Below are 20161 nucleotides of genomic sequence, written 5' to 3' on the forward strand. Positions count from 1 at the left end.
TGTGAGCTATTTTCTAAAAGCAGCGGTAAGAGTCAAGAATAAGTGACCTAGTTTTTAGGGTACATATCGGGGCACATAAAATGAAAAAAGCCACTAACTCGGAAGAGCAGTGGCTTTTGAATCAATGACTTAACTAATTGAATTAGTTCATGCCGTATTTTTTAAGTTTCTTGCGAAGAGTACCGCGGTTGATGCCCATCATCGTTGCTGCGCGAGTTTGGTTACCGCGAGTGTATTGCATGATGGTATCTAGTAGTGGCTGTTCAACTTCAGCGAGAACTAGCTCATATAGCTCTGTAACTTCTTGGCCATTCAATTGTGCCAAGTAGTTTTTAAGAGATGCTTTAACAGAGTCACGTAAAGGCTTCTGCGTAATTTGATCTTGTGACGTTACTGTCGTTACTGTTAATGCTTCTGAAGTCAGATTTTGTTCGAACATATTCGGTCTAGCTCTTCTCTTAATTATGATGCAACGTTATCAAAATAACCTTCCAACACCTCGAGTTGCTCATTCGCAGCTTCGAGAGCGTTGAAGGTACGGCGAAACTCACTCGCTTGTTCGTGTTCTTTTAGGTACCAACCCACATGCTTACGAGCGATGCGAGGGCCTAAGAACTCTCCATAAAATTGATGAAGAGCATGAACATGACCAAGCAGGATGTCTTTCACTTCCGCAACTGGAAGTTCAGGCATCGTGGTGCCGTTTTCCAAATAGTGGTGGATTTCTTGAAAAATCCACGGACGTCCTTGGGCAGGACGACCAATCATTAAAGCGTCGGCACCAGTGTACTCTAGAACCTGCTTTGCCTTTTCTGGGCTATCGATATCACCGTTAGCGATAACCGGAATTGAAATGGCTTGCTTGACCGCTTTAATGCTGTCGTATTCGGCCTCACCTTTGTACATACACGCTTTTGTTCTGCCATGCAGAGCAAGAGCTTGAATGCCGCAGTCTTCGGCTAATTTAGCGATATGAACACAGTTTTTATTGTCTGTGTCCCAGCCAGTGCGGGTTTTCAATGTTACGGGAACATCGACTGCCTCCACCACGGTTTTCAGAATATCTTCGATTAATTCTGGAAACTTCAGCAGCGCAGAGCCGGCTAGCTTCTTGTTCACTTTTTTAGCAGGGCAACCCATGTTTATGTCGATGATTTGCGCACCGTTTTCAACGCTGAATTGCGCTGCCTCTGCCATCAACTGCGGATCAGAACCGGCAATTTGTACAGAGCGAATGCCCGATTCGCCTTCATGTACCATGCGCTGTTTTGACTTTGACGTTTTCCATAGTTTGGGATTTGACGACATCATTTCACTGACCGCCATACCTGCACCATATCGAAGACACAACTCTCTAAACGGTCTATCGGTGACACCCGCCATGGGAGCAACGATCAGATTGTTGTTAAGTTGGTAATTTCCGATTTTCAAAACGTCATCACAGTTGTGTAGCAGTAAGGGCGCGCATTTTACGCATTTTTTCGGTGCGTGAAAAGACTATTATTTGAGCATTTACAATTTGTTTTTGTAAACTGTATGTTTTTCAAACAATTAACGCGCAAACTCTTGTTTAATCTCGCTTCGCGCCAGAGATTCGGCACCACTCATTTTGCTCTTTAATTACATCTAATGAGAATTGTTCTTGGTAGTAACTCGCGACATCTTGCGCTTGAGTATCTAAAACTCCCGACATGGCAAGGACACCATTTGGTTTCACTAATCCGCTGATAACGGGTGAAAGCTCACGCAAAGGCCCGGCCAAAATGTTGGCGACGACGACATCTGCGACCAGGTCTTGCGGCTGGTCTTGAGGCAGGAAGACGTTGAGCTGATCAGCAACTCCGTTACGTTCAGCATTGTCTTTAGATGCTTGCAATGCTTGTGGATCAATGTCGATACCAATCACGCGCTCAGCGCCGAGTTTGATTGCAGCAATCGCCAAAATTCCGGAACCACAGCCAAAGTCGATGACGGTCTTACCAGCAAGGTCGAGACCTTCTAACCATTCTAGACATAGCGCTGTCGTTGGGTGGGTACCAGTGCCAAAGGCGAGGCCGGGGTCAAGCATAACATTGATCGCATCTGGCTCTGGAATATCGCGCCAGCTCGGGCAAATCCATAGACGGTCGCCGAATTTCATTGGGTGGAAGTTATCCATCCACTCGCGTTCCCAGTCTTTGTCTTCAAGTTGCTCCACTTTATAGGCAAAGTCTTGGGCTAACATGTGGCTGGTTTTAATTTGCTCGATAACCCAATTGCTATCGCATTCGGCGTCATACAGCGCCAGGATGTCGGTATCTCCCCACAGGCGGGTTTCTCCCGGAAGCGGTTCAAATACAGGCGTGTCATGAGCGTCGAGAAACGTCACGGAAAGTGCTCCGGTTTCTTCCATCAACATATCACCGATCTGTTCGGCGTTTTGGTTGGTGGCATTGAGCTTGATTTGAATCCAAGGCATAGCATTTGCTCTTTCAATGATTGAATTGGCGCAAAGTGTAGCAGAACTCACCGGTGAGTTTGAGCTTATATCGCGCGCAAATAAAAAATGCCCACCGAAGTGGGCATTAAGAAATGAGTAATTCGCGGTATTTTGCGAATCAGGCTTATTGTAAACCCAGCTTCTTCTCTAGATAGTGGATGTTGGTGCCACCGTGTTGGAAGTTTTCATCTTTCATGATCTCTTCCTGAAGAGGAATGTTGGTTTTGATGCCTTCAATGATCATTTCACCCAGCGCATTGCGCATACGAGCAATTGCTACATCACGGTTTTCACCGTAAGTGATAAGCTTACCAATCATTGAATCGTAGTGTGGCGGTACACTGTAGCCAGAGTAGATGTGCGATTCCCAACGAACGCCCATGCCACCTGGTGAGTGGAAACGTTCGATCTTACCAGGGCAAGGAAGGAAACGTTCTGGATCTTCCGCGTTAATACGACACTCAACGGCATGGCCGCGAATCTTGATATCGTCTTGAGTGAAAGACAGCGGTTGACCTGCCGCAACACGCAGCTGCTCTTTGATAAGGTCGACACCTGTCACCATTTCCGTTACTGGGTGCTCTACCTGAATACGGGTGTTCATCTCAATGAAGTAGAACTCGCCGTTTTCGTACAAGAATTCAAAGGTACCGGCACCGCGGTAGTTAATTTCAAGACATGCACGAGTACAACGTTCACCGATGTATTTACGCATTTCTTCAGTAATGCCTGGTGCAGGAGCTTCTTCAACCACTTTTTGGTGACGGCGTTGCATTGAGCAGTCACGTTCACCAAGATGGATTGCGCCGCCTTGACCATCAGCAATAACCTGAACTTCAACGTGGCGAGGGTTTTCTAGGAATTTCTCCATGTAAACCATGTCGTTGTTGAACGCTGCTTTTGCTTCTGCGCGGGTCATGGCAATCGCTTGGATCAGATCTTTCTCAGCGCGTACCACACGCATACCACGACCACCGCCGCCGCCAGACGCCTTGATGATGACTGGGTAACCAATGCGTTTTGCGTGCGCTTTGTTTTTGGCATCATCGTCATCCAAAGGACCGTCAGAGCCTGGTACACAAGGAACACCCGCTTTCTTCATCGCATTGATGGCCGCGACTTTGTCGCCCATGATGCGAATGGTTTCCGCTTTTGGTCCAACAAAGATGAAGCCACTCTGCTCAACTTGTTCTGCAAAATCAGCGTTTTCAGACAGGAAGCCGTAACCTGGGTGGATGGCCACCGCGCCCGTTACTTCTGCTGCTGAAATAATACGAGGAATATTTAGGTAGCTGTCGATACCGCGTGCTGGACCGATACAGATAGATTCATCTGCAAGCAATACGTGTTTTAAATCGCGGTCAGCGGTTGAGTGGACAGCTACGGTTTTGATTCCGAGTTCTTTACAAGCGCGAAGGATACGAAGTGCGATTTCACCTCGGTTCGCGATGACTACTTTATCTAGCATAAGGCGAGCCCCGCTTATTCGATAACAACGAGTGGTTGGTCGAATTCAACTGGTTGGCCGTCTTCAACTAGGATGGCAGTAATCACACCAGATTTGTCTGCTTCGATTTGGTTCATCATTTTCATTGCTTCAACAATGCAGAGCGTGTCGCCAGCTTGGATTGATTGACCAACTTCGATGAATGGTTTTGCATCAGGGCTAGACGCACGGTAGAACGTACCAACCATTGGAGAAAGAACTTGGTGACCCGCCGGTGCGGCAGGGGCTGCTGGTGCCGCTTCTGCTACGGGTGCTGCTGGTGCCGCCGCTGGTGCAGCAGGCGCTGGAGCCGCAGCGTATTGAATCGGTGCTGCTGGAGCAGGAACGCCATTACGGCTAATGCGTACCGATTCTTCACCTTCGGAGATTTCTAGCTCAGCAATGCCAGACTCTTCAACTAATTCGATAAGCTTTTTAATTTTACGGATATCCATCTTTTCTTTCTCTTTTATCTTGTGAGTAAGACAGCCCCAAGAAGGGCTGGGAGTGTCTGTGTTTACTTCGACTGCGTCAATTTAGTAATGGCGGCAGTTAAAGCGAATTCGTAACCTTGCGCCCCTAATCCGCAAATCACCCCTTCCGCTTTATCAGATAGGTAGGAGTGGTGGCGAAATGGTTCGCGAGCGTGGACGTTCGATAAGTGCACTTCAATAAATGGGATCGACACGCCAAGTAAAGCGTCGCGAAGTGCTACGCTTGTATGAGTAAATGCGGCAGGGTTGATGATGATAAAATCGACCTTTCCGTGAGCGGCGTGAATGGCTTCAATCAACTCGTATTCACGATTAGACTGAAGATGTTCGAGCTCTATGCCGGCTTGCTTGGCTTGCGAAGATAGGGTCTCTACAATTGAGTCTAAGGTCTGTTTTCCATAGTGGCCTGGTTCGCGTAATCCTAAAAGGTTAAGGTTTGGCCCGTTTAGAATTAGAATGCTTAACTTTGTAGACATATTGCAGCTATCTTCCCTTATTGTGAGTTAATTACCGATATTCCCACATTTTTATCAAATCAGCATCAGTTTTAAATGAAAAAAGTACCGATTTTTAGAAATTGAATAAGATTATAGCTAATTCACGGCAAATCGCAGCAATTTACTGGTCTAATGACCTGCTTTCTTCCCCAATGTTCCCTATTTTTGGTAAATCAATTTTCTGATCTTTGAACTGGGTTCGGAAATTGAAGTCGGCACTTCACGTTCATTCTTTCGATGATTGGGTGTTCATTCATTTGAATGCGAAATAGCGACACAGACACGTTCTTAATTCAAGCCGATGACGGAAATTTATAGCGCTTTATTCGCGGTATAAACCCCTATATATTGTGCGACCATTTTTTGTTCGTTGGCCACATAGTGAGGCATCGAAGCGTTATGCGATCGATGGTGGCTACAATCATAAGGATTCATATTATGAAAAAAACACTATTGGCAACACTCTTTATTCCAATGCTGGCTTGTGCTCAAGGTGAGGTGAAATCCAATCAGGAAAAGTTGGACGATGACCCGACCAAAGTGATCACCAAAGTTGGTATCTCTTACGCAAACAATTTTGATTTTGACGATAGCAACGTGGCGTTCTCTGGATCGTTGGCCATTGATGAGGCCCGTAAACTGAATGCTCGAGTCAACGAAGATGCCCATGAATGGCGAATTGGCGGCTCATGGTTGTTCCCTGTCGGCATTGTGAATTTTAACTTTGGTAAGAACGAGTACTCGAATGGCGCGACGCAGACCAACTATAGTGTCGGTACCTTCATGCCACTGAGTTACTTTGGATTTGAACCTGCAGGTTTTCAAATTTTTCCGATGGCGGGCTACACCTACAATGATGGGGAGTACCTAGATTGTTCTGGAGCGTCTGATGCCAAGTGCAGTGATGACTCTTTTATCGGAATGCCGTCGCCTGAAAACGGGTTTACCACGGTCAGTTCTGGTAGTCACAGTGCCTATGTTGGCGCGTTCAGCCTGAAATCGTTAACGCCTCAATTGACGTTAATTGCATTTGCTGCAGGGTCTTATGGTTCAAAAAACGAAGAGGGTGAGAATTACAAAGGGGCCTTTGGTGGCTTAGGTGGTGGCTACCGTTTCAACAAAAATAATTCGATGAACGCATTTGTGTTTATGCAAGACAACAATACTTATCTCGATGATGCGGATAAGCGTATTGTCGCTTCTTATACCTATCAGTTTGATTAAAATAGAAAAAGCACCCGTTGGTGCCTTTTCTATCAGTGATTGCGCCAGCTAGCTCGATACTGGCGCGTTCAAAGTTGGTTGATTCGAGTGGTTAGCAAAGTTCGGCTTGCTCGGCAATGAGCTTGTCGACCACACTCGGATCCGCAAGGGTCGAAGTATCACCTAAATTACTGGTATCGCCCGTCGCAATTTTACGTAAAATGCGACGCATAATTTTGCCTGAGCGTGTTTTAGGCAGTGAATCGGTCCAGTGCAAGACATCGGGTGTCGCGATGGGGCCAATTTCTTTACGCACCCAATCTTTCACTTCTTTGTGCAGCTCGGCACTCGGCACTTCACCGTCGATCAAGGTGATATAAGCATAAATGGCTTGGCCTTTGATATCGTGTGGAATGCCGACAATCGCTGCTTCAGCGATTTTATCGTGAGCCACTAAAGCCGATTCTATTTCTGCTGTTCCCATGCGGTGTCCTGAAACGTTCAAGACATCATCGACGCGTCCGGTAATCCAGTAGTAGCCATCTTCATCTCGGCGTGCACCATCACCGGTAAAATACATACCTTTGAAGGTTGAGAAGTAGGTTTGTTCGAAGCGGTCATGATCACCATACACCGTACGCATTTGTCCCGGCCAAGAGTCTAGAATCACTAAGTTACCTTCGGTTGCACCTTCAATGACATTACCTACGTTATCAACCAGCGCCGGTTGAACGCCAAAGAAAGGCCGAGTCGCGGAACCTGGTTTGAGCGCTGTTGCGCCTGGTAGCGGCGTAATCAAAATACCGCCCGTTTCGGTTTGCCACCAGGTATCGACAATCGGTGATTGGCTGTTACCGATGGTTTTGTAATACCACTCCCATGCTTCTGGGTTGATCGGTTCACCCACAGACCCCATGATGCGCAGGCTACTGCGGTTTGTACCTTTGATGGCTTCGTCCCCTTTAGCCATTAACGCACGAATTGCCGTGGGCGCAGTATAGAGGATATTGACTTGATGCTTATCGACCACCTCACTCATGCGGCTGGTGTTTGGATAGTTGGGGACGCCTTCAAACAGAATGGTTTTAGCGCCATTGGCGAGAGGACCATAAACTAAGTAAGTGTGGCCCGTAATCCAACCCACATCGGCTGTACACCAGAAAGTCTCTCCCGGTTGGTAGTCAAAAACGTATTTGAACGTCATTGTCGCGTATACCAGATAGCCGCCAGTGGTGTGAAGTACTCCCTTAGGCTTGCCAGTTGACCCTGAGGTATAAAGGATAAAAAGAGGGTCTTCTGCGTTCATTTCTTCGGGTGGACAGTCATCCGATACCGCAGCAGTAGCTTCATGCCACCAGACATCACGTTCGCCATGCCAAGCGACGTCACCGCCTGTGCGCTTGAGCACCACGACTTTGGTGTTATCACTGACGTCAGGATTGGTAAGTGCTTGATCGACATTTTTCTTTAAAGGGACCGCGCGTCCACCGCGAACTCCTTCATCTGCGGTGATCACTAATTTTGCATTGGAGTCGATAATACGCCCAGCAAGCGCATCGGGTGAAAAGCCCCCAAACACCACGGTGTGAACGGCGCCAATACGCGTACAAGCCAGCATGGCAACCGCGGCTTCCGGGACCATTGGCATATAGAGGCACACCACGTCGCCCTTTTTGACCCCTTGCTGTTTGAGAGCATTAGAGAAGCGACATACTTGCTGATGCAGTTGCTTAAACGTGAGCGTTTTGTCTTCGGCAGGATCATCGCCTTCCCAAATAATCGCGACTTCATCCCCTCTCGAGGACAGATGGCGGTCGATGCAGTTGGCGGAGACATTGAGTGTGCCATCTTCAAACCAACGAATATCCACATGCCCAGTATCAAACGAGGTATGTTTCACTTTAGAGAAGGGTTTAATCCAGTCAACGATCTTACCGTGTTCACTCCAAAAGCCTTCAGGATCACTGACGGATTGCTGATACATGTTCTGATAAGTGTCGTTATCCGCGTGTGTATTGGCTTTAATATTATCTTGAACCGGATAGATATGGGCTTCACTCATGGTTGTCTCCTTGTGAATTCAGCAAGTGCTCATTCGTCTGGCAAAGTTGAAATTGTTGTTACTTGTCATCACTTGCTCTGCGAAGGGTGTGCCTATAACTGTCATCTACCGGCCGTGATTCGACAATTAGACTTTAGGATTAAGGAGATGGAGAAAAAGTGAATTGGGTGAAACTGCTCTCATTTTGGTGGTTCGCTTGGGTCGAATTACGAAGAATTTGGGACATTAAAATTAGGTAAGTCGCCTTTGGTTAGGCGCACAAACACCATCGCGGCAGCGATGGCATCCTCTAAAGCATCATGTTTATCTTCTTGCATCGGCAAGTCGAGATGGCGACAAATGGCTTCTAAGCTAAGGTCAAAATAGGCATTAGGCAGGTGTTTTTCCAATTTGTCGTGGTAGATTTGGCTCACTTCAATCACGGGGTTGGGTAATGGAAACCCCAAATGACGCAGGCACGCGAGGTCGAGAATTTTTTTGTCGTAGCGAATGTGATAACCAACGAGTGGGCACTGGCCAATAAAGGCAATGAGTTTGAGAAGCGCGGTTTTTTCATCAAGGCCATCAGCAAGATCTTGATGACGAATTCGATGGATTTTTACCGACCCGGAATCGAGAGATTGCGGGGCTCGTAAGTGCACCTCAAATGGCGCACTGGTGATGATGCGATTATCGATGATTTTGGTGGCAGCGATGGTCACCAGTTCAGCTCGCTTGGGATCAAGGCTGGTGGTTTCACAATCGACAGAGACAAATTGACCAGCCGTCACGCCGGAAAACAGCGCCTGATAAGGAGAACCTCGCAGCTTGTAATGCCAATATTTCCTTGCCAGCCAGTTCATCTATCTCTCTTTAATCGCGAATTTGAAAGTGGTGAGCAAGCAGCTGCTTGAATTTTTTAACCACGTGAAAAGCATGGCGCAGCAGATCTCGCTCCGAGCGCTCAAGCTGCTTGAGATCAATACGGTTGTGAGAATGTTGCTGGCTTAACTGTTGGGTCAGGCGTAACTTAAAAAAGAGCTTAAGTGCTTCGGTGAGGTTATCGGCAGTTTCTTCATCGAGAATCTGCTTATGGTGTAAGGCATCGATACGGTCAAAGGTGTTTTTGGGTATGAGGGCGTATTCAAGAGCTAAGGCACGAATTCCATGCACAATTGGAAAAATTCCCCCACTTTTAACATCAAGTCCTTGTTTGTCGTCTTTGACGTTGCCGAACAGAGTGAGCGGTGTTGAAAATTGCAATGCAGGTTGAGTGAAGGTTTGCAACACCAACATGCGGTTCGCCATGAGTGACGACAGGTGTAAACTGACGGGCTTGAGCAGGGCTCGGTTTCCTGCCACGGCGGTGGCATCGGCCATGATCGCGAGATCGAGCATCTCTTCGGGCTGGGCTTGTTCCACCCAACGGCTAATTGTCTGCTTCCAGTCGGTTTGGTTCTTCACCCATTTGCGATTGTTGACCATCACGTTGCCCGGGCACAGCGGATACCCCAGCTGTTGCAGAGTATGAGTTAGTGTCTGCATCACGCTTTCACACTGATGCCACTCCAAACCATCTTTGATAATCAGTGCGTTGTCTTGATCGGTTTTCAGTACTTGTTCACCGCGTCCTTCGGAGCCAAGTACCAGAAGGCAGCAGTGATCATGCAGCGCTGGGGGCACGACCAATTCAAACGCTTTTTCGATGATGTGTTCGTTGACGGCAGAAATTAGCTCCATAATAAAACGGGTTCGAATGCCGTTTCGGAGTAAGACTTCAACCAGATTACGTTGCCGATTTGACGCCAGGGCTAACTCTTCAATCGACGACGCTCGAGCAATGCTCAATGTCAGGACATGAGAATGGGTGGAAAAGGCGCTGAGGATTTGCGTCATATCCAGCATGCCAATGGCTTGTTTTCCATCGCAAACCATAAGCCGTTTCATGCGGTGGCGCGTCATGGTGATCATGGCATTAAACAGGAAGTCATCGCGTTCAACATGAAACACAGGGTATGAAGCGACTTGATGCACTGGTGCGTCAAGGTCGACCCCTTCTAGCATCACTGCGTGAAGCAGATTGGTTCGGGTGACAATCGCGTATGGAAGAGGGCTAAGCGCCTTGTTGAGTCTTGGGTTATGCGCACTGAGTTGAATCAACGCCGCGTCGCGACCATTGTCTTTAAGGATTTGAGTAACGGCCTTTAACGGTTGATTGGGTTCCAAAATAAGTGGTGGATGATAGATGTCGTCAGTGACTTTGGTCAGGATGAATTCGGCTAAGTTTTGTTGCTGATGGGCAGCATCAAGCAAAGCTTGGCGTTTCGCGAGGTTATTATCAAAGTACGCCGCAAATTCCCCATTTTCATTATAGAGCTCGAGAAAGAGTTCTTTTGGCAACTGGTAAGTTAGGGTGTCCTCCAAGGCCACATAGTGATGTTTGCAGCTGCCTTCAAATAGCGAGCGAACATCAAATAAATCATCATTCGCATAGTGAGCGTACACTTCGTGGCCATCAGCAGAACGTTCTTCAACCGCACCTTTAATCACGACATGCAAATGACGACTTTCCGCCCCTGTTTGCAGAATTTTTTCCCGTTGGCGAAAGTAAGCGACATCTAGCGATGCGCGTAATTTTTTCTGTTGTGGTTCGCTTAATCGGTCAAAAGGCGGTGATTGGGTGTTGAATTTGTCCGGCATTCGTGTGACTCATAGATCCCTTAAGTTGTTTTAGTGTGGCAAATCTTTGTCTAAGCTCCAGACGACTTTGGTCGTACTGGTGCAAAATGGGAAACGCTGTTTGTCTGATAATTCCCTTTTTCAAGAGACACTTCCAGTAGATAATAGCCCGCGTTTTCATCGTTATTTTAATCAAGGATCGTGAATGTTTAAGCCCTCTCCCTATGGCTGGATCTCCCAGTATTTATTAGGTTTCTTCTTTGCTTATGGTGTGTACTTGCCATTTTGGGCGTTGTGGTTTGAAGGGCAGGGAGTCTCGCCGACAGACATCGGTTTATTAGTAGGAATTGGCTTGGCTACGCGCTGTGTGGCGAACTTAGTGTTGACGCCGCGTGTGCATCGCGCAGAACAGTTAATGCCTGCGCTACGACTCATCACATTTGCTGGTCTACTTTTTATTGGTTTTCACTTTTTTACTGGCGGAAGTTTTTGGTTAATGGCGCTCGCCACGGTGCTGTTTAATATTTGCTGTGGCCCTATTTTGCCGCTCTCTGACTCGGTCGCCAATTATTACAATCGCCTAAAACTGTTGGATTATGGGCGAGCCCGGTTGTGGGGGTCTGTGGCGTTTATTGCGGGTTCAACTGTTGTCGGTTTCCTCGTCACGCATTTTGGCACTGATATGATTTTATTCACCGCTCTGGCAGGGTTTACTGTTGCGGTTTTATTTTCATTGCGCGCAACCAACCCGATGCCAGTGACCGAGCAAGACTCTAAGGTGCCGCGTCCAAAATTGACCGAATTGCTGCGCGATAGTGAGGTCGTGAAATTTTTGGCTCTGGCGGCCCTGATTCAAGGTAGCCATGCGGCGTATTATGGCTTTAGCACCATTTATTGGAAGCAGGCGGGATATTCAGAAGATATTATTGGTTATCTATGGAGCTTGGGTGTGGCAGCGGAAGTGTTTATTTTTGCTATGAGTAAACGGCTGTTTATCGGGCTGTCATTACGGACTCTATTTTTGATCGCTGCCTGCGGAGTGATTATGCGTTGGGGTTTAACCGCGTCAACCACCTTCCTCGCTGCGCTGGTGGTGATACAACTGTTGCATGGGATTACCTTTGCGCTATCCCATGTGGCCGCGATTCAATATATTCAAAAGTCACAACCGAGCCGTATGGTGGCATTACAAGCCCTGTATAATGCCATTGCACTTGGTGCTTTTACTGCCTTGATGACCACTTTCAGCGGTTGGGGATACGAGCATTGGGGCGCGAACGTCTTTTGGGCCATGGCTGCGATGGGCGTGGTGGCGTTATTTATTAAGGTCACGCCGACAAAAACCTCGTCACCGGTCACGGATACTCAGATTAAAGCGAAGGTTGAAGCACAGAATTAGCCTTGCTACGTTGAGTTTATTCGAGCTCCTTTGTTAAATGAAAACTCCCCTTGTCGGGAGTTTTTTTATGCCAAAACAGAGGATGTTCAATGCAAGGATGGTTCGTCATTCCGGTTTCGATTATCTACCTTGGGGTGCTGTTTCTCATCGCTTGGTATGGTGATAAACGTAAAGGTTGGCTCGCACATTGGCGGCCTTGGATGTACAGTTTATCGATTGCGGTTTATTGCACGTCATGGACTTTCTTTGGCACGGTGGGACAAGCCAGCACTAACCCTTGGTCATTTCTACCTATCTATCTTGCGCCGATCATTGTCTTCACTTTAGGCTGGCGAGTGTTGGCGCGTTTAATCTTGATCGCCAAGCGCGAGCATATTACATCGATTGCGGATTTCATTGCCGCTCGCTACGGGAAATCTCAAGGCTTGGCGGTGGTGATTACTTTCATCGCCGTCATTGGTATTTTGCCTTATATCGCCTTGCAATTGCGGGGGATTTCGATGGGGCTTAACGTGATTGCTCCCGACTTTACTCAGCGAGTGGGCACCGATGGAGTTGATGTCTCTCTGTTTGTGGTTGCGGCGCTGGCGGTATTTACCATCTTATTTGGTACTCGCCATATTGATAACACCGAACATCACCGCGGCATGATGATGGCCATCGCCTTTGAATCGATCGTGAAATTGGTTGCGTTCTTAACCGTCGGTGGGTTTATTGTGATGATTGGTTTTTCAGAGTCAAACTTTCATTTTGACCAAATCATTCCAGCCACTTATCAAGCGCCGAATTTTCCAACGCTCTTGATACATACCGCACTGACTATGATGGCTTTAGTCTGCTTACCTCGGCAGTTTCATACCATGATTGTCGAAAATGAGCGTCCTCAAGATCTGCATACGGCGCGCTGGGTTTTTCCTTTGTATCTTGTGTTGATGGGGTTGTTTGTTTTGCCGATTGCTTGGGTCGGCCAAGGGTTAATGCCCGGTGTCAGCAGTGATACCTATGTCCTTAGTGTCCCGATGCGCGTCGGCGCCGAAGAAATTGCTTTATTGGCTTTTTTAGGCGGCACCTCTGCTGCGAGTGGGATGGTGATTGTCTCGACCATTGCGTTGGCGATTATGGTCTCCAATGACATGGTCATGCCACTGTTATTGAGACGAATGCGTTTATCACAGCGAAATCATCGTCATTTTTCGCGCTTTTTGCTGATGATACGCCGTGCTTTGATTCTCTTGATTTTGCTCGGGGCCTGGCTGTTTTTTCAGGTGCTCGACAATATTCATTCGTTATCCGCTATCGGCTTTTTATCGTTTGCGGCGATCACTCAATTTGCTCCTGCATTACTTGGCGGGATGTACTGGCGATTGGGCAACCGTAAAGGCGTGTATGTCGGGTTAGGTTTTGGGTTTGCGGTATGGCTGATTACATTGATGTCGCAAACCGGCATGTTAGCGGGTGATGAACAAACCAACCCATTACTGTGGGTAATTACGCCACCTGAACTGCTGACCGCATGGGGCATTGAGCGTGCAGATTGGGGGATGATGTTTAGCGTTGTGCTCAATGCGATCTTTTACATTGGTGTCTCTTTGATCACGCGTTCGAGTTTGAGTGAGCGGTTGCAATCAGCGGCGTTTGTTGGAACGCCTTTACCGGAAGGTGAAAACATCAGCCTATATCAAAATCGGGTCACGGTGGGTGAATTGGAAATGCTGGCCTCTCGGTTTGTAGGCCGCTCGCGAGTACGGATGGCGTTTAATCAATATTGGAGTCAGCAACGGAATACCTTATTACCGAATCAACAAGCGCCTTCTTCGTTGATTCGTCATACCGAGCGTGTCTTGGCGGGAGTGTTTGGGGCCTCGTCGGCGAAGTTGGTGCTGAGTTCTGCGCTGCAAGGGCGCAATATGCAGCTTGAAGAAGTGGCGACAATTGTCGATGAAGCCTCTGAATTATACGACTTTAGTCGTGGCTTATTACAAGGTGCGATTGAACACATTGGGCAAGGTATTGCGGTGGTCGACAAACAGTTGCGTTTGGTGGCATGGAATCAACGATACTTGGAGCTATTTGATTTTCCACCTGGGTTGATTCAGGTTGGGCGACCGATTGCCGATGTGATACGTCACAATGCCCAGCAAGGGTTGTGTGGGCCTGGTGACCCTGAAGATCACGTTCGTCGGCGTATTTACCACCTTGAACAAGGAACACGCCATACCTCCTCTCGCGTACGCCCTGATGGACGAGTGATCGAGGTGCAGGGCAATCCGATGCCTGGCGGTGGATTTGTGATGAGTTTTACCGATATCACCGTGTTCAGAGATGCAGAGCGTGCATTACAACAAGCTAATGAAACCTTGGAAGAGCGGGTCAAAGACCGTACCCAGAAACTCGAAGCTTTGAATAAGCAACTGGTCGAAGCCAACCGGCGTTCGGAATTTGAATCGCAGTCTAAGTCACGATTTTTGGCTGCGGTTAGCCATGACTTGATGCAACCGTTGAATGCGGCGCGGCTCTTTTCTTCATCATTTACCGAAGTGGCACCCAATGAACAAACCAAGACATTGGCCCACCATATTGAGAGTGCGCTTGGTGCAGCAGAAGACTTAATTGGCGACCTGCTGGATATTTCACGTCTTGAATCTGGCAAGTTAGATGTCAACATGAGTCAGTTTGCCCTTAGAGATGTATTGGCTAATCTGAATGCGGAATTCAGTGCACTTGCCAAAGAGCAAGAGATTGATTTCCATATGGTCAGTTCGTCCTTAATGGTTTATTCGGATCCGAAGTTATTACGCCGAGTGGTGCAAAACTTTCTCACTAACGCCTTTCGCTATAACCCGAAAGGCAAAGTCATCCTTGGCGCCAGACGAGTCAATGGCGAGGTGCGTATCGATGTTTGGGATAATGGGTTAGGGATTGAGCACGACAAGCAGCAAGAGATTTTTGAAGAGTTCAATCGCGGCGACCAGCAGCGAAGCGATCAAGGTCTTGGACTTGGTTTAGCGATTTCGAAAGGGATTGCTCGAGTGCTTAACCACACCATTACGATGCGCTCATGGCCAAAGCAGGGAAGCGTGTTTTCGATTACGTTACCTCGCGTCGATCATATTGAGCCACCAGTCTCAACACCCAGTGCGCCCGCTCCAAGTTTTGATCTCAATCACCTCAAGGTTTTGTGCGTGGACAATGAGCCGGATATTTTAGTTGGAATGGAAAATCTGCTGTCGCGCTGGGGGTGTGATGTTAGGCTGGCCAGTGACCTCGAGGAAAGTGTGCAATGCATCGACGATGATTGGCATCCCAAGGTGGTGCTTTCTGACTATCGATTGGACCATGGACGCACTGGAATTGAGGTACTGGAGCGCTGTCGAGCGGAGCTTGAAGAACCGTTTATTGGGGTGATTATTAGTGCAGATCGCACCGATGATCTATTGGCAGAAATCAATACGCGACACTTTCACTTTATTGCAAAACCCGTTAAACCATTGAAACTGCGTGCGTTACTCAATCGTGCTACGGCAGAGGCGTAAGTCTGCCGAGCTCGAAAAAATCAGACCTTACTCATCAAGTAAGGTTTTGTAAGTGACAAACTTGGTTTGGGTTTCACCATAGTACAGAGTGTCGTTGGACTGAACCACGACGCGTAACCAGTCACTGTCAGTTTTCGGTGCTGGAAGGGATAATTGCCAATGCTGCATCGAGTCGTCATTGGGCTGCATGTCGATAGGTTGCCCTGCTTGCTGTTTATCGCTGACCAGTGATAGCTTGGCGTGTTGTAATGGAAATTGAGAATCGAGGCTCAATACCAAATGTTCGGCAGTCAGGTCTTCACTACGAAACTTCAATTTAAAGTCACCATTCTCCATGTTGCATAAACCACTGGTGTAACGGCAGTTCGACTGGCTGGCTAATTTGTAACTTTCCCCTGGTTCAGCGCTACTCGGCTTCTCACTCACCGCGAGATCAGTTCCGATATACGCAATAATAGAAAGAATGGGAGCAATGAGAAGGGCAAGGATAAAGTGCTTATTTTTGAACATATTTAGCTCCTTACAACAACAGCTTAATGATGGCTAAATTACAGCAATTGATTGAATAAAAAAGCCCCCGTGGGGGCTTTTGTGGTCTAAGTAGTGTATTAATGTGATTGCGCTTCGCCTGCACCTGCAGGAACGCGAACGTGCTCAACCAAATCCTTAACTTCTTGTGGTGTTTCTGCCGTGACGCGAGAGACTAAAAATGCAACGATGAAGTTAAACACCGCACCGACGACACCAAACGCGTTTGGCTCAATGCCTAGGAACCAGTTGCTGCCCCAGCTTTCTAAGTATGTCCAGTCTGAGATAAATAGAATCCCTTTGTGTTGGAATACATAGAATAGTGTGATGCTGATACCTGTGATCATCCCCGCTATTGCGCCTTCTTTATTGATAGATTTGCTGAAGATACCCATCATTAACGCTGGGAAAATCGATGAGGCAGCAAGTCCAAACGCCAGCGCAACGGTCCCTGCGGCAAAACCAGGTGGATTGAGGCCGAGATAACCTGCGACGGCAATCGCAACCGCCATGGATATTCGACTGGCGAGCAGCTCTTTTTTCTCCGAGATATTTGGATTGATAACCCCTTTTATCAAGTCATGGGATATCGCCGATGAAATCGCCAGTAGCAGACCTGCGGCAGTTGAAAGTGCAGCCGCTAGGCCACCGGCTGCAACCAAAGCAATCACCCAGTTCGGTAATTTGGCAATCTCTGGGTTCGCTAACACCATGATATCGCGATCAACTTTAAGCTCATTGGTTTCGGCATTCGACGTATATTGAATTGCACCGTCACCGTTTTTGTCTTCAAAGCCAAGCAGACCAGTCTTTTCCCAGTTCTTGAACCAGTCCGGACGCTCGTCATACACCAAGTTGGTGGTTGGTGTTGGGTTGACGGTATCCATCAAGTTTAAGCGTGCCATTGCCGCAACAGCTGGCGCGGTGGTGTAAAGAATGGCAATAAAGAACAGTGCCCAGCCCGCAGAGGTACGTGCGTCACGTACTTTTGGTACGGTGAAGAACCGAATAATAACGTGTGGCAAGCCAGCGGTACCGATCATTAGCGACATGGTATAAGCGAACATGTTGAGCGTGTCGCCTCGCACTTGGGTGGTGTATTCACTAAACCCGAGTTCCGTCACCACTTGATCGAGCCTATCAAGCAAGTACTGGTCGGTTCCGGCCATTGTGCTTCCCAAGCCAATCTGTGGTAAAGGGTTGCCGGTGAGTTGCAGAGAGATAAATATTGCTGGAATGGTGTAAGCAAGAATGAGGACGCAATATTGAGCAATCTGAGTATAAGTGATGCCTTTCATGCCGCCCATAACCGCATAGATAAAGACGATACACATCCCAATGCCAAGGCCTGTCGCGTAATCCACTTCGAGGAAGCGACCAAACGCGACACCGACGCCTTTCATCTGCCCGATAACGTAAGTCACGGATGCAATGATCAAACACGCTACGGCGACGACGCGAGCCGCGTTTGAGTAGAAGCGTTCACCGACAAACTCAGGTACGGTGAATTTACCAAACTTACGTAAGTAAGGCGCAAGGAGTAGAGCTAACAGAACGTAACCGCCTGTCCAGCCCATTAAAAATACCGAGCCGCCATACCCCATAAAGGCAATCAGACCAGCCATGGAAATAAACGAAGCTGCTGACATCCAGTCTGCAGCGGTGGCCATGCCGTTAGCGATTGGGTTTACCCCGCCGCCAGCAACATAGAACTCTTTGGTTGAACCCGCTCGCGCCCATATCGCAATGCCGATATAGAGTAAGAAGGTCGCACCAACGACGATATAGGTGATGGTTTTTAAATCCATTGCTGAGACTCCTTACTCATCGACATTGAATTCGCGGTCAATCTGGCGCATTTTCCACGCGTAGTAGAAAATAATGGCTAAAAATGCATAGATTGAACCTTGTTGAGCGAACCAAAATCCGAGTTTGTATCCGCCAAGTTGAAATTGATTAAGCTCATCGACAAACAAAATGCCGCAACCGAAAGACACGACAAACCAGATAACCATTAAGGTCACCATTAGCTTCACGTTCTTCTCCCAGTAGGCTTTGGCTTTTTCCTGACTTTCAAACGCCATTGCCGTCTCCTTAGTTGTTTGTTGTTAATAAAATGTTTCGAGAAATACAATAGCAAGGGATATGCAATGCCGCTTTTCAACTTTAGTCGGGCGTAAAAAACGAAAAACGCCCGATTAACGGGCGTTTATGTGAGTCGAACTCAGAAAGTGGAATGTTAATATGTCGTCAACTTAGCCAAAGGTCTAAGTCGTTTGCATGATCTAAACCGCTAAATAAAAATCTTTTATTCCCATCAACAAATTGTTGACGGCTACGGCTGCCAAAATAAGACCCATTACGCGGCTGATAATTTCTGCGCCAACGTCGCCAATCAGTTTATGAATTTTGCTCGCGCCGAACAGCAAGAATAAGGTAATCAGAAGCACTAGAATCATGATGCCGGCGGTCATCAGCTGATCCATCACGGCATAGCGATGGTTATCCGTTAGCATCACAATCGCCATCATTGCGCCAGGAGATGCAATCGATGGGATCGCGAGAGGGTACACAGCTAAATTGGCTAATTCAGATCGCTTAAGCTCCTTGGATAACTTGCTTTCTGTGCCGGGTTTGCTTTCGCCGAAAATCATCGTCAACGCAAACAGCAATAGAACTAAACCTCCTGCGGCTTGGAAAGCAGGAAGCGGGATTTGCATGGCCTCAAGTAAAAACTGACCTGCGATCAGGAAAAACAACAACACGCCCGTTGAGATGGCGACGGCTTTTAACGCCACCAGTCGACGCTGTTTTGCGGCTAAATGCGTTGTCTGTGATAGAAATACTGGAACAGTGCCGATAGGGTCAATGACCGCCCAAAGCACAACAAACTGAGTAAGGAGTACGCTCAACAACATCGAATCCCCTGATTCTATAAGTGAGTTGGTCGCCGCGTATGATGAATTGCTCGCTGACGTTTATTCAGTCAATAACATGACATTGTTGAATAGTTTATCAGGTCTGGAGTCCTAAGTGTGAATAGATAAGATGGATAAAATTGCAACAAAATACCCCTACAGTTCAGGGGCATGGGTAGGGCTTAAAGTTGAGTTTCCAGTTGTTGGAGTAAAATCACAGCTTGAGTGCGATTTTTTACATCTAGCTTACGGAAAATCGCAGTCATATGGGCCTTAATGGTAGCTTCTGAGACGTTAAGCTCATACGCGATTTGCTTGTTGAGTAGGCCATCGGACAACATACCAAGAACTTTATATTGCTGCGGTGTTAACGTGGCGAGTTTTTCGGTCAATTGCTGACATTTAGGATCGTTAATGATCAATCCTTCAGGGAAAAACGGTTCACCGTTTAACACGGTGTGCAGGGCATTGACCAATTCACGCATATCACTGGATTTGGGAATAAACCCAAATGCGCCATGATGTTTGACTTGAGTGACTACCGCCGGTTCTTCACTGGCAGAAATAACCACGATCGGCAGTTCAGGGTACTCGGTACGTAATTGAATTAACCCTGACATGCCATTGGCGCCAGGCATTTTTAGGTCAAGCAGCAATAAGTCAGGTTCTGGCTCTTTTTTTAACAATTCAAGTAATGCTTCAAGGGAATCCGCTTCAAGAAGATTCGCTCCACTAATCGCCATATGCACCGATTGAAACAGGGCATTACGAAACAAAGGATGGTCGTCTGCGATGATGATGGTGTAAGTGGAATCCATGACGTTAATTTCTTTTAACTAAATCGTTAATGAAATTATTGTCAGCTTTAGGCGAATGAACAATATTGAACCATTAAAAGTCTGAA

The 20161-nt window shown here is 47.4% G+C and carries 17 protein-coding genes; 3 read left to right on the forward strand and 14 right to left on the reverse strand.

Annotated elements, in window-relative coordinates:
• Positions 1 to 142: 142 nt before the first annotated feature.
• The 6 genes from fis to aroQ all read right to left on the reverse strand — a co-directional run bounded on the left by fis (position 143) and on the right by aroQ (position 4935).
• Positions 143 to 439 carry a DNA-binding transcriptional regulator Fis gene (fis, locus tag ACFFUV_RS16095; protein WP_000462885.1) on the reverse strand — a complete coding sequence of 99 codons (297 nt, stop codon included), beginning with the start codon at positions 437 to 439 and terminating at the stop codon, positions 143 to 145.
• 23 nt (positions 440 to 462) lie between these two features.
• Positions 463 to 1431, reverse strand: a complete 969-nt coding sequence (gene dusB / locus ACFFUV_RS16100; RefSeq protein WP_390194604.1) for a tRNA dihydrouridine synthase DusB — start codon at positions 1429 to 1431, stop codon at positions 463 to 465.
• Positions 1432 to 1570: 139 nt separating this feature from the next.
• A complete protein-coding gene (gene prmA, locus ACFFUV_RS16105; protein WP_390194605.1) occupies positions 1571 to 2458 on the reverse strand; it encodes a 50S ribosomal protein L11 methyltransferase in 888 nt (295 codons plus the stop codon).
• 145 nt (positions 2459 to 2603) lie between these two features.
• Positions 2604 to 3947: an acetyl-CoA carboxylase biotin carboxylase subunit gene (gene accC / locus ACFFUV_RS16110; RefSeq protein ID WP_390194607.1), complete on the reverse strand. Its 1344-nt coding sequence runs from the start codon at positions 3945 to 3947 to the stop codon at positions 2604 to 2606.
• Positions 3948 to 3961: 14 nt separating this feature from the next.
• Positions 3962 to 4420: an acetyl-CoA carboxylase biotin carboxyl carrier protein gene (gene accB / locus ACFFUV_RS16115; RefSeq protein ID WP_390194609.1), complete on the reverse strand. Its 459-nt coding sequence runs from the start codon at positions 4418 to 4420 to the stop codon at positions 3962 to 3964.
• A gap of 62 nt (positions 4421 to 4482) precedes the next feature.
• Positions 4483 to 4935, reverse strand: coding sequence for a type II 3-dehydroquinate dehydratase (gene aroQ, locus ACFFUV_RS16120; protein WP_390194611.1), 453 nt, complete (start codon positions 4933 to 4935; stop codon positions 4483 to 4485).
• A 459-nt stretch (positions 4936 to 5394) separates the two neighbouring features.
• Here aroQ and ACFFUV_RS16125 point away from each other — a divergent pair, with 459 nt between their 5' ends.
• On the forward strand, positions 5395 to 6180 hold the full coding sequence (locus ACFFUV_RS16125; RefSeq protein ID WP_390194613.1) for a hypothetical protein: 786 nt from the start codon (positions 5395 to 5397) through the stop codon (positions 6178 to 6180).
• A gap of 91 nt (positions 6181 to 6271) precedes the next feature.
• Here the strand turns inward: ACFFUV_RS16125 and acs are convergent, their stop codons facing one another.
• The 3 genes from acs to ACFFUV_RS16140 form a co-directional block, all read right to left on the reverse strand.
• Positions 6272 to 8221 carry an acetate--CoA ligase gene (gene acs, locus ACFFUV_RS16130; RefSeq protein ID WP_390194615.1) on the reverse strand — a complete coding sequence of 650 codons (1950 nt, stop codon included), beginning with the start codon at positions 8219 to 8221 and terminating at the stop codon, positions 6272 to 6274.
• Between the two features lie 206 nt (positions 8222 to 8427).
• Positions 8428 to 9063, reverse strand: a complete 636-nt coding sequence (locus ACFFUV_RS16135) for a 3'-5' exonuclease (protein ID WP_390194617.1) — start codon at positions 9061 to 9063, stop codon at positions 8428 to 8430.
• A 10-nt stretch (positions 9064 to 9073) separates the two neighbouring features.
• Positions 9074 to 10900, reverse strand: coding sequence for a DUF294 nucleotidyltransferase-like domain-containing protein (locus ACFFUV_RS16140; protein WP_390194619.1), 1827 nt, complete (start codon positions 10898 to 10900; stop codon positions 9074 to 9076).
• Between the two features lie 184 nt (positions 10901 to 11084).
• On the opposite strand from ACFFUV_RS16140, the gene ACFFUV_RS16145 reads away from it, so the two are divergent.
• Both ACFFUV_RS16145 and ACFFUV_RS16150 read left to right on the forward strand, forming a co-directional pair.
• Positions 11085 to 12278: a 3-phenylpropionate MFS transporter gene (locus tag ACFFUV_RS16145; protein WP_390194622.1), complete on the forward strand. Its 1194-nt coding sequence runs from the start codon at positions 11085 to 11087 to the stop codon at positions 12276 to 12278.
• An 89-nt stretch (positions 12279 to 12367) separates the two neighbouring features.
• On the forward strand, positions 12368 to 15811 hold the full coding sequence (locus tag ACFFUV_RS16150; RefSeq protein WP_390194625.1) for a hybrid sensor histidine kinase/response regulator: 3444 nt from the start codon (positions 12368 to 12370) through the stop codon (positions 15809 to 15811).
• 27 nt (positions 15812 to 15838) lie between these two features.
• On the opposite strand, the gene ACFFUV_RS16155 is transcribed toward ACFFUV_RS16150, so the two are convergent.
• The 5 genes from ACFFUV_RS16155 to ACFFUV_RS16175 form a co-directional block, all read right to left on the reverse strand.
• Positions 15839 to 16321 carry a hypothetical protein gene (locus ACFFUV_RS16155; RefSeq protein ID WP_390194627.1) on the reverse strand — a complete coding sequence of 161 codons (483 nt, stop codon included), beginning with the start codon at positions 16319 to 16321 and terminating at the stop codon, positions 15839 to 15841.
• A 98-nt stretch (positions 16322 to 16419) separates the two neighbouring features.
• A complete protein-coding gene (locus ACFFUV_RS16160) occupies positions 16420 to 18147 on the reverse strand; it encodes a sodium:solute symporter family protein (RefSeq protein WP_390194629.1) in 1728 nt (575 codons plus the stop codon).
• Between the two features lie 12 nt (positions 18148 to 18159).
• A complete protein-coding gene (locus ACFFUV_RS16165) occupies positions 18160 to 18423 on the reverse strand; it encodes a DUF4212 domain-containing protein (RefSeq protein ID WP_390194632.1) in 264 nt (87 codons plus the stop codon).
• A gap of 201 nt (positions 18424 to 18624) precedes the next feature.
• Complete coding sequence (locus tag ACFFUV_RS16170; protein WP_390194712.1) at positions 18625 to 19254, reverse strand: MarC family protein; 630 nt, start codon at positions 19252 to 19254, stop codon at positions 18625 to 18627.
• 185 nt (positions 19255 to 19439) lie between these two features.
• Positions 19440 to 20075 (reverse strand): response regulator, encoded by a 636-nt coding sequence (locus ACFFUV_RS16175; protein WP_390194634.1) that lies wholly within the window; start codon positions 20073 to 20075, stop codon positions 19440 to 19442.
• Positions 20076 to 20161: the final 86 nt, after the last annotated feature.

This window comes from Vibrio olivae, from assembly GCF_042428525.1.
Classification (GTDB): Bacteria; Pseudomonadota; Gammaproteobacteria; order Enterobacterales; family Vibrionaceae; genus Vibrio; species Vibrio olivae.

Coding starts and splice junctions, on each gene's coding strand:
- ACFFUV_RS16150 (WP_390194625.1), top strand. CDS start 12,368: ATGCAAGGATGGTTCGTCATTCCGGTTTCGATTATCTACCTTGGGGTG.
- acs (WP_390194615.1), bottom strand. CDS start 8,221: ATGAGTGAAGCCCATATCTATCCGGTTCAAGATAATATTAAAGCCAAT.
- ACFFUV_RS16140 (WP_390194619.1), bottom strand. CDS start 10,900: ATGCCGGACAAATTCAACACCCAATCACCGCCTTTTGACCGATTAAGC.
- fis (WP_000462885.1), bottom strand. CDS start 439: ATGTTCGAACAAAATCTGACTTCAGAAGCATTAACAGTAACGACAGTA.
- ACFFUV_RS16165 (WP_390194632.1), bottom strand. CDS start 18,423: ATGGCGTTTGAAAGTCAGGAAAAAGCCAAAGCCTACTGGGAGAAGAAC.
- aroQ (WP_390194611.1), bottom strand. CDS start 4,935: ATGTCTACAAAGTTAAGCATTCTAATTCTAAACGGGCCAAACCTTAAC.
- prmA (WP_390194605.1), bottom strand. CDS start 2,458: ATGCCTTGGATTCAAATCAAGCTCAATGCCACCAACCAAAACGCCGAA.
- accC (WP_390194607.1), bottom strand. CDS start 3,947: ATGCTAGATAAAGTAGTCATCGCGAACCGAGGTGAAATCGCACTTCGT.
- ACFFUV_RS16160 (WP_390194629.1), bottom strand. CDS start 18,147: ATGGATTTAAAAACCATCACCTATATCGTCGTTGGTGCGACCTTCTTA.
- ACFFUV_RS16175 (WP_390194634.1), bottom strand. CDS start 20,075: ATGGATTCCACTTACACCATCATCATCGCAGACGACCATCCTTTGTTT.
- ACFFUV_RS16155 (WP_390194627.1), bottom strand. CDS start 16,321: ATGTTCAAAAATAAGCACTTTATCCTTGCCCTTCTCATTGCTCCCATT.
- accB (WP_390194609.1), bottom strand. CDS start 4,420: ATGGATATCCGTAAAATTAAAAAGCTTATCGAATTAGTTGAAGAGTCT.
- ACFFUV_RS16125 (WP_390194613.1), top strand. CDS start 5,395: ATGAAAAAAACACTATTGGCAACACTCTTTATTCCAATGCTGGCTTGT.
- ACFFUV_RS16145 (WP_390194622.1), top strand. CDS start 11,085: ATGTTTAAGCCCTCTCCCTATGGCTGGATCTCCCAGTATTTATTAGGT.
- ACFFUV_RS16135 (WP_390194617.1), bottom strand. CDS start 9,063: ATGAACTGGCTGGCAAGGAAATATTGGCATTACAAGCTGCGAGGTTCT.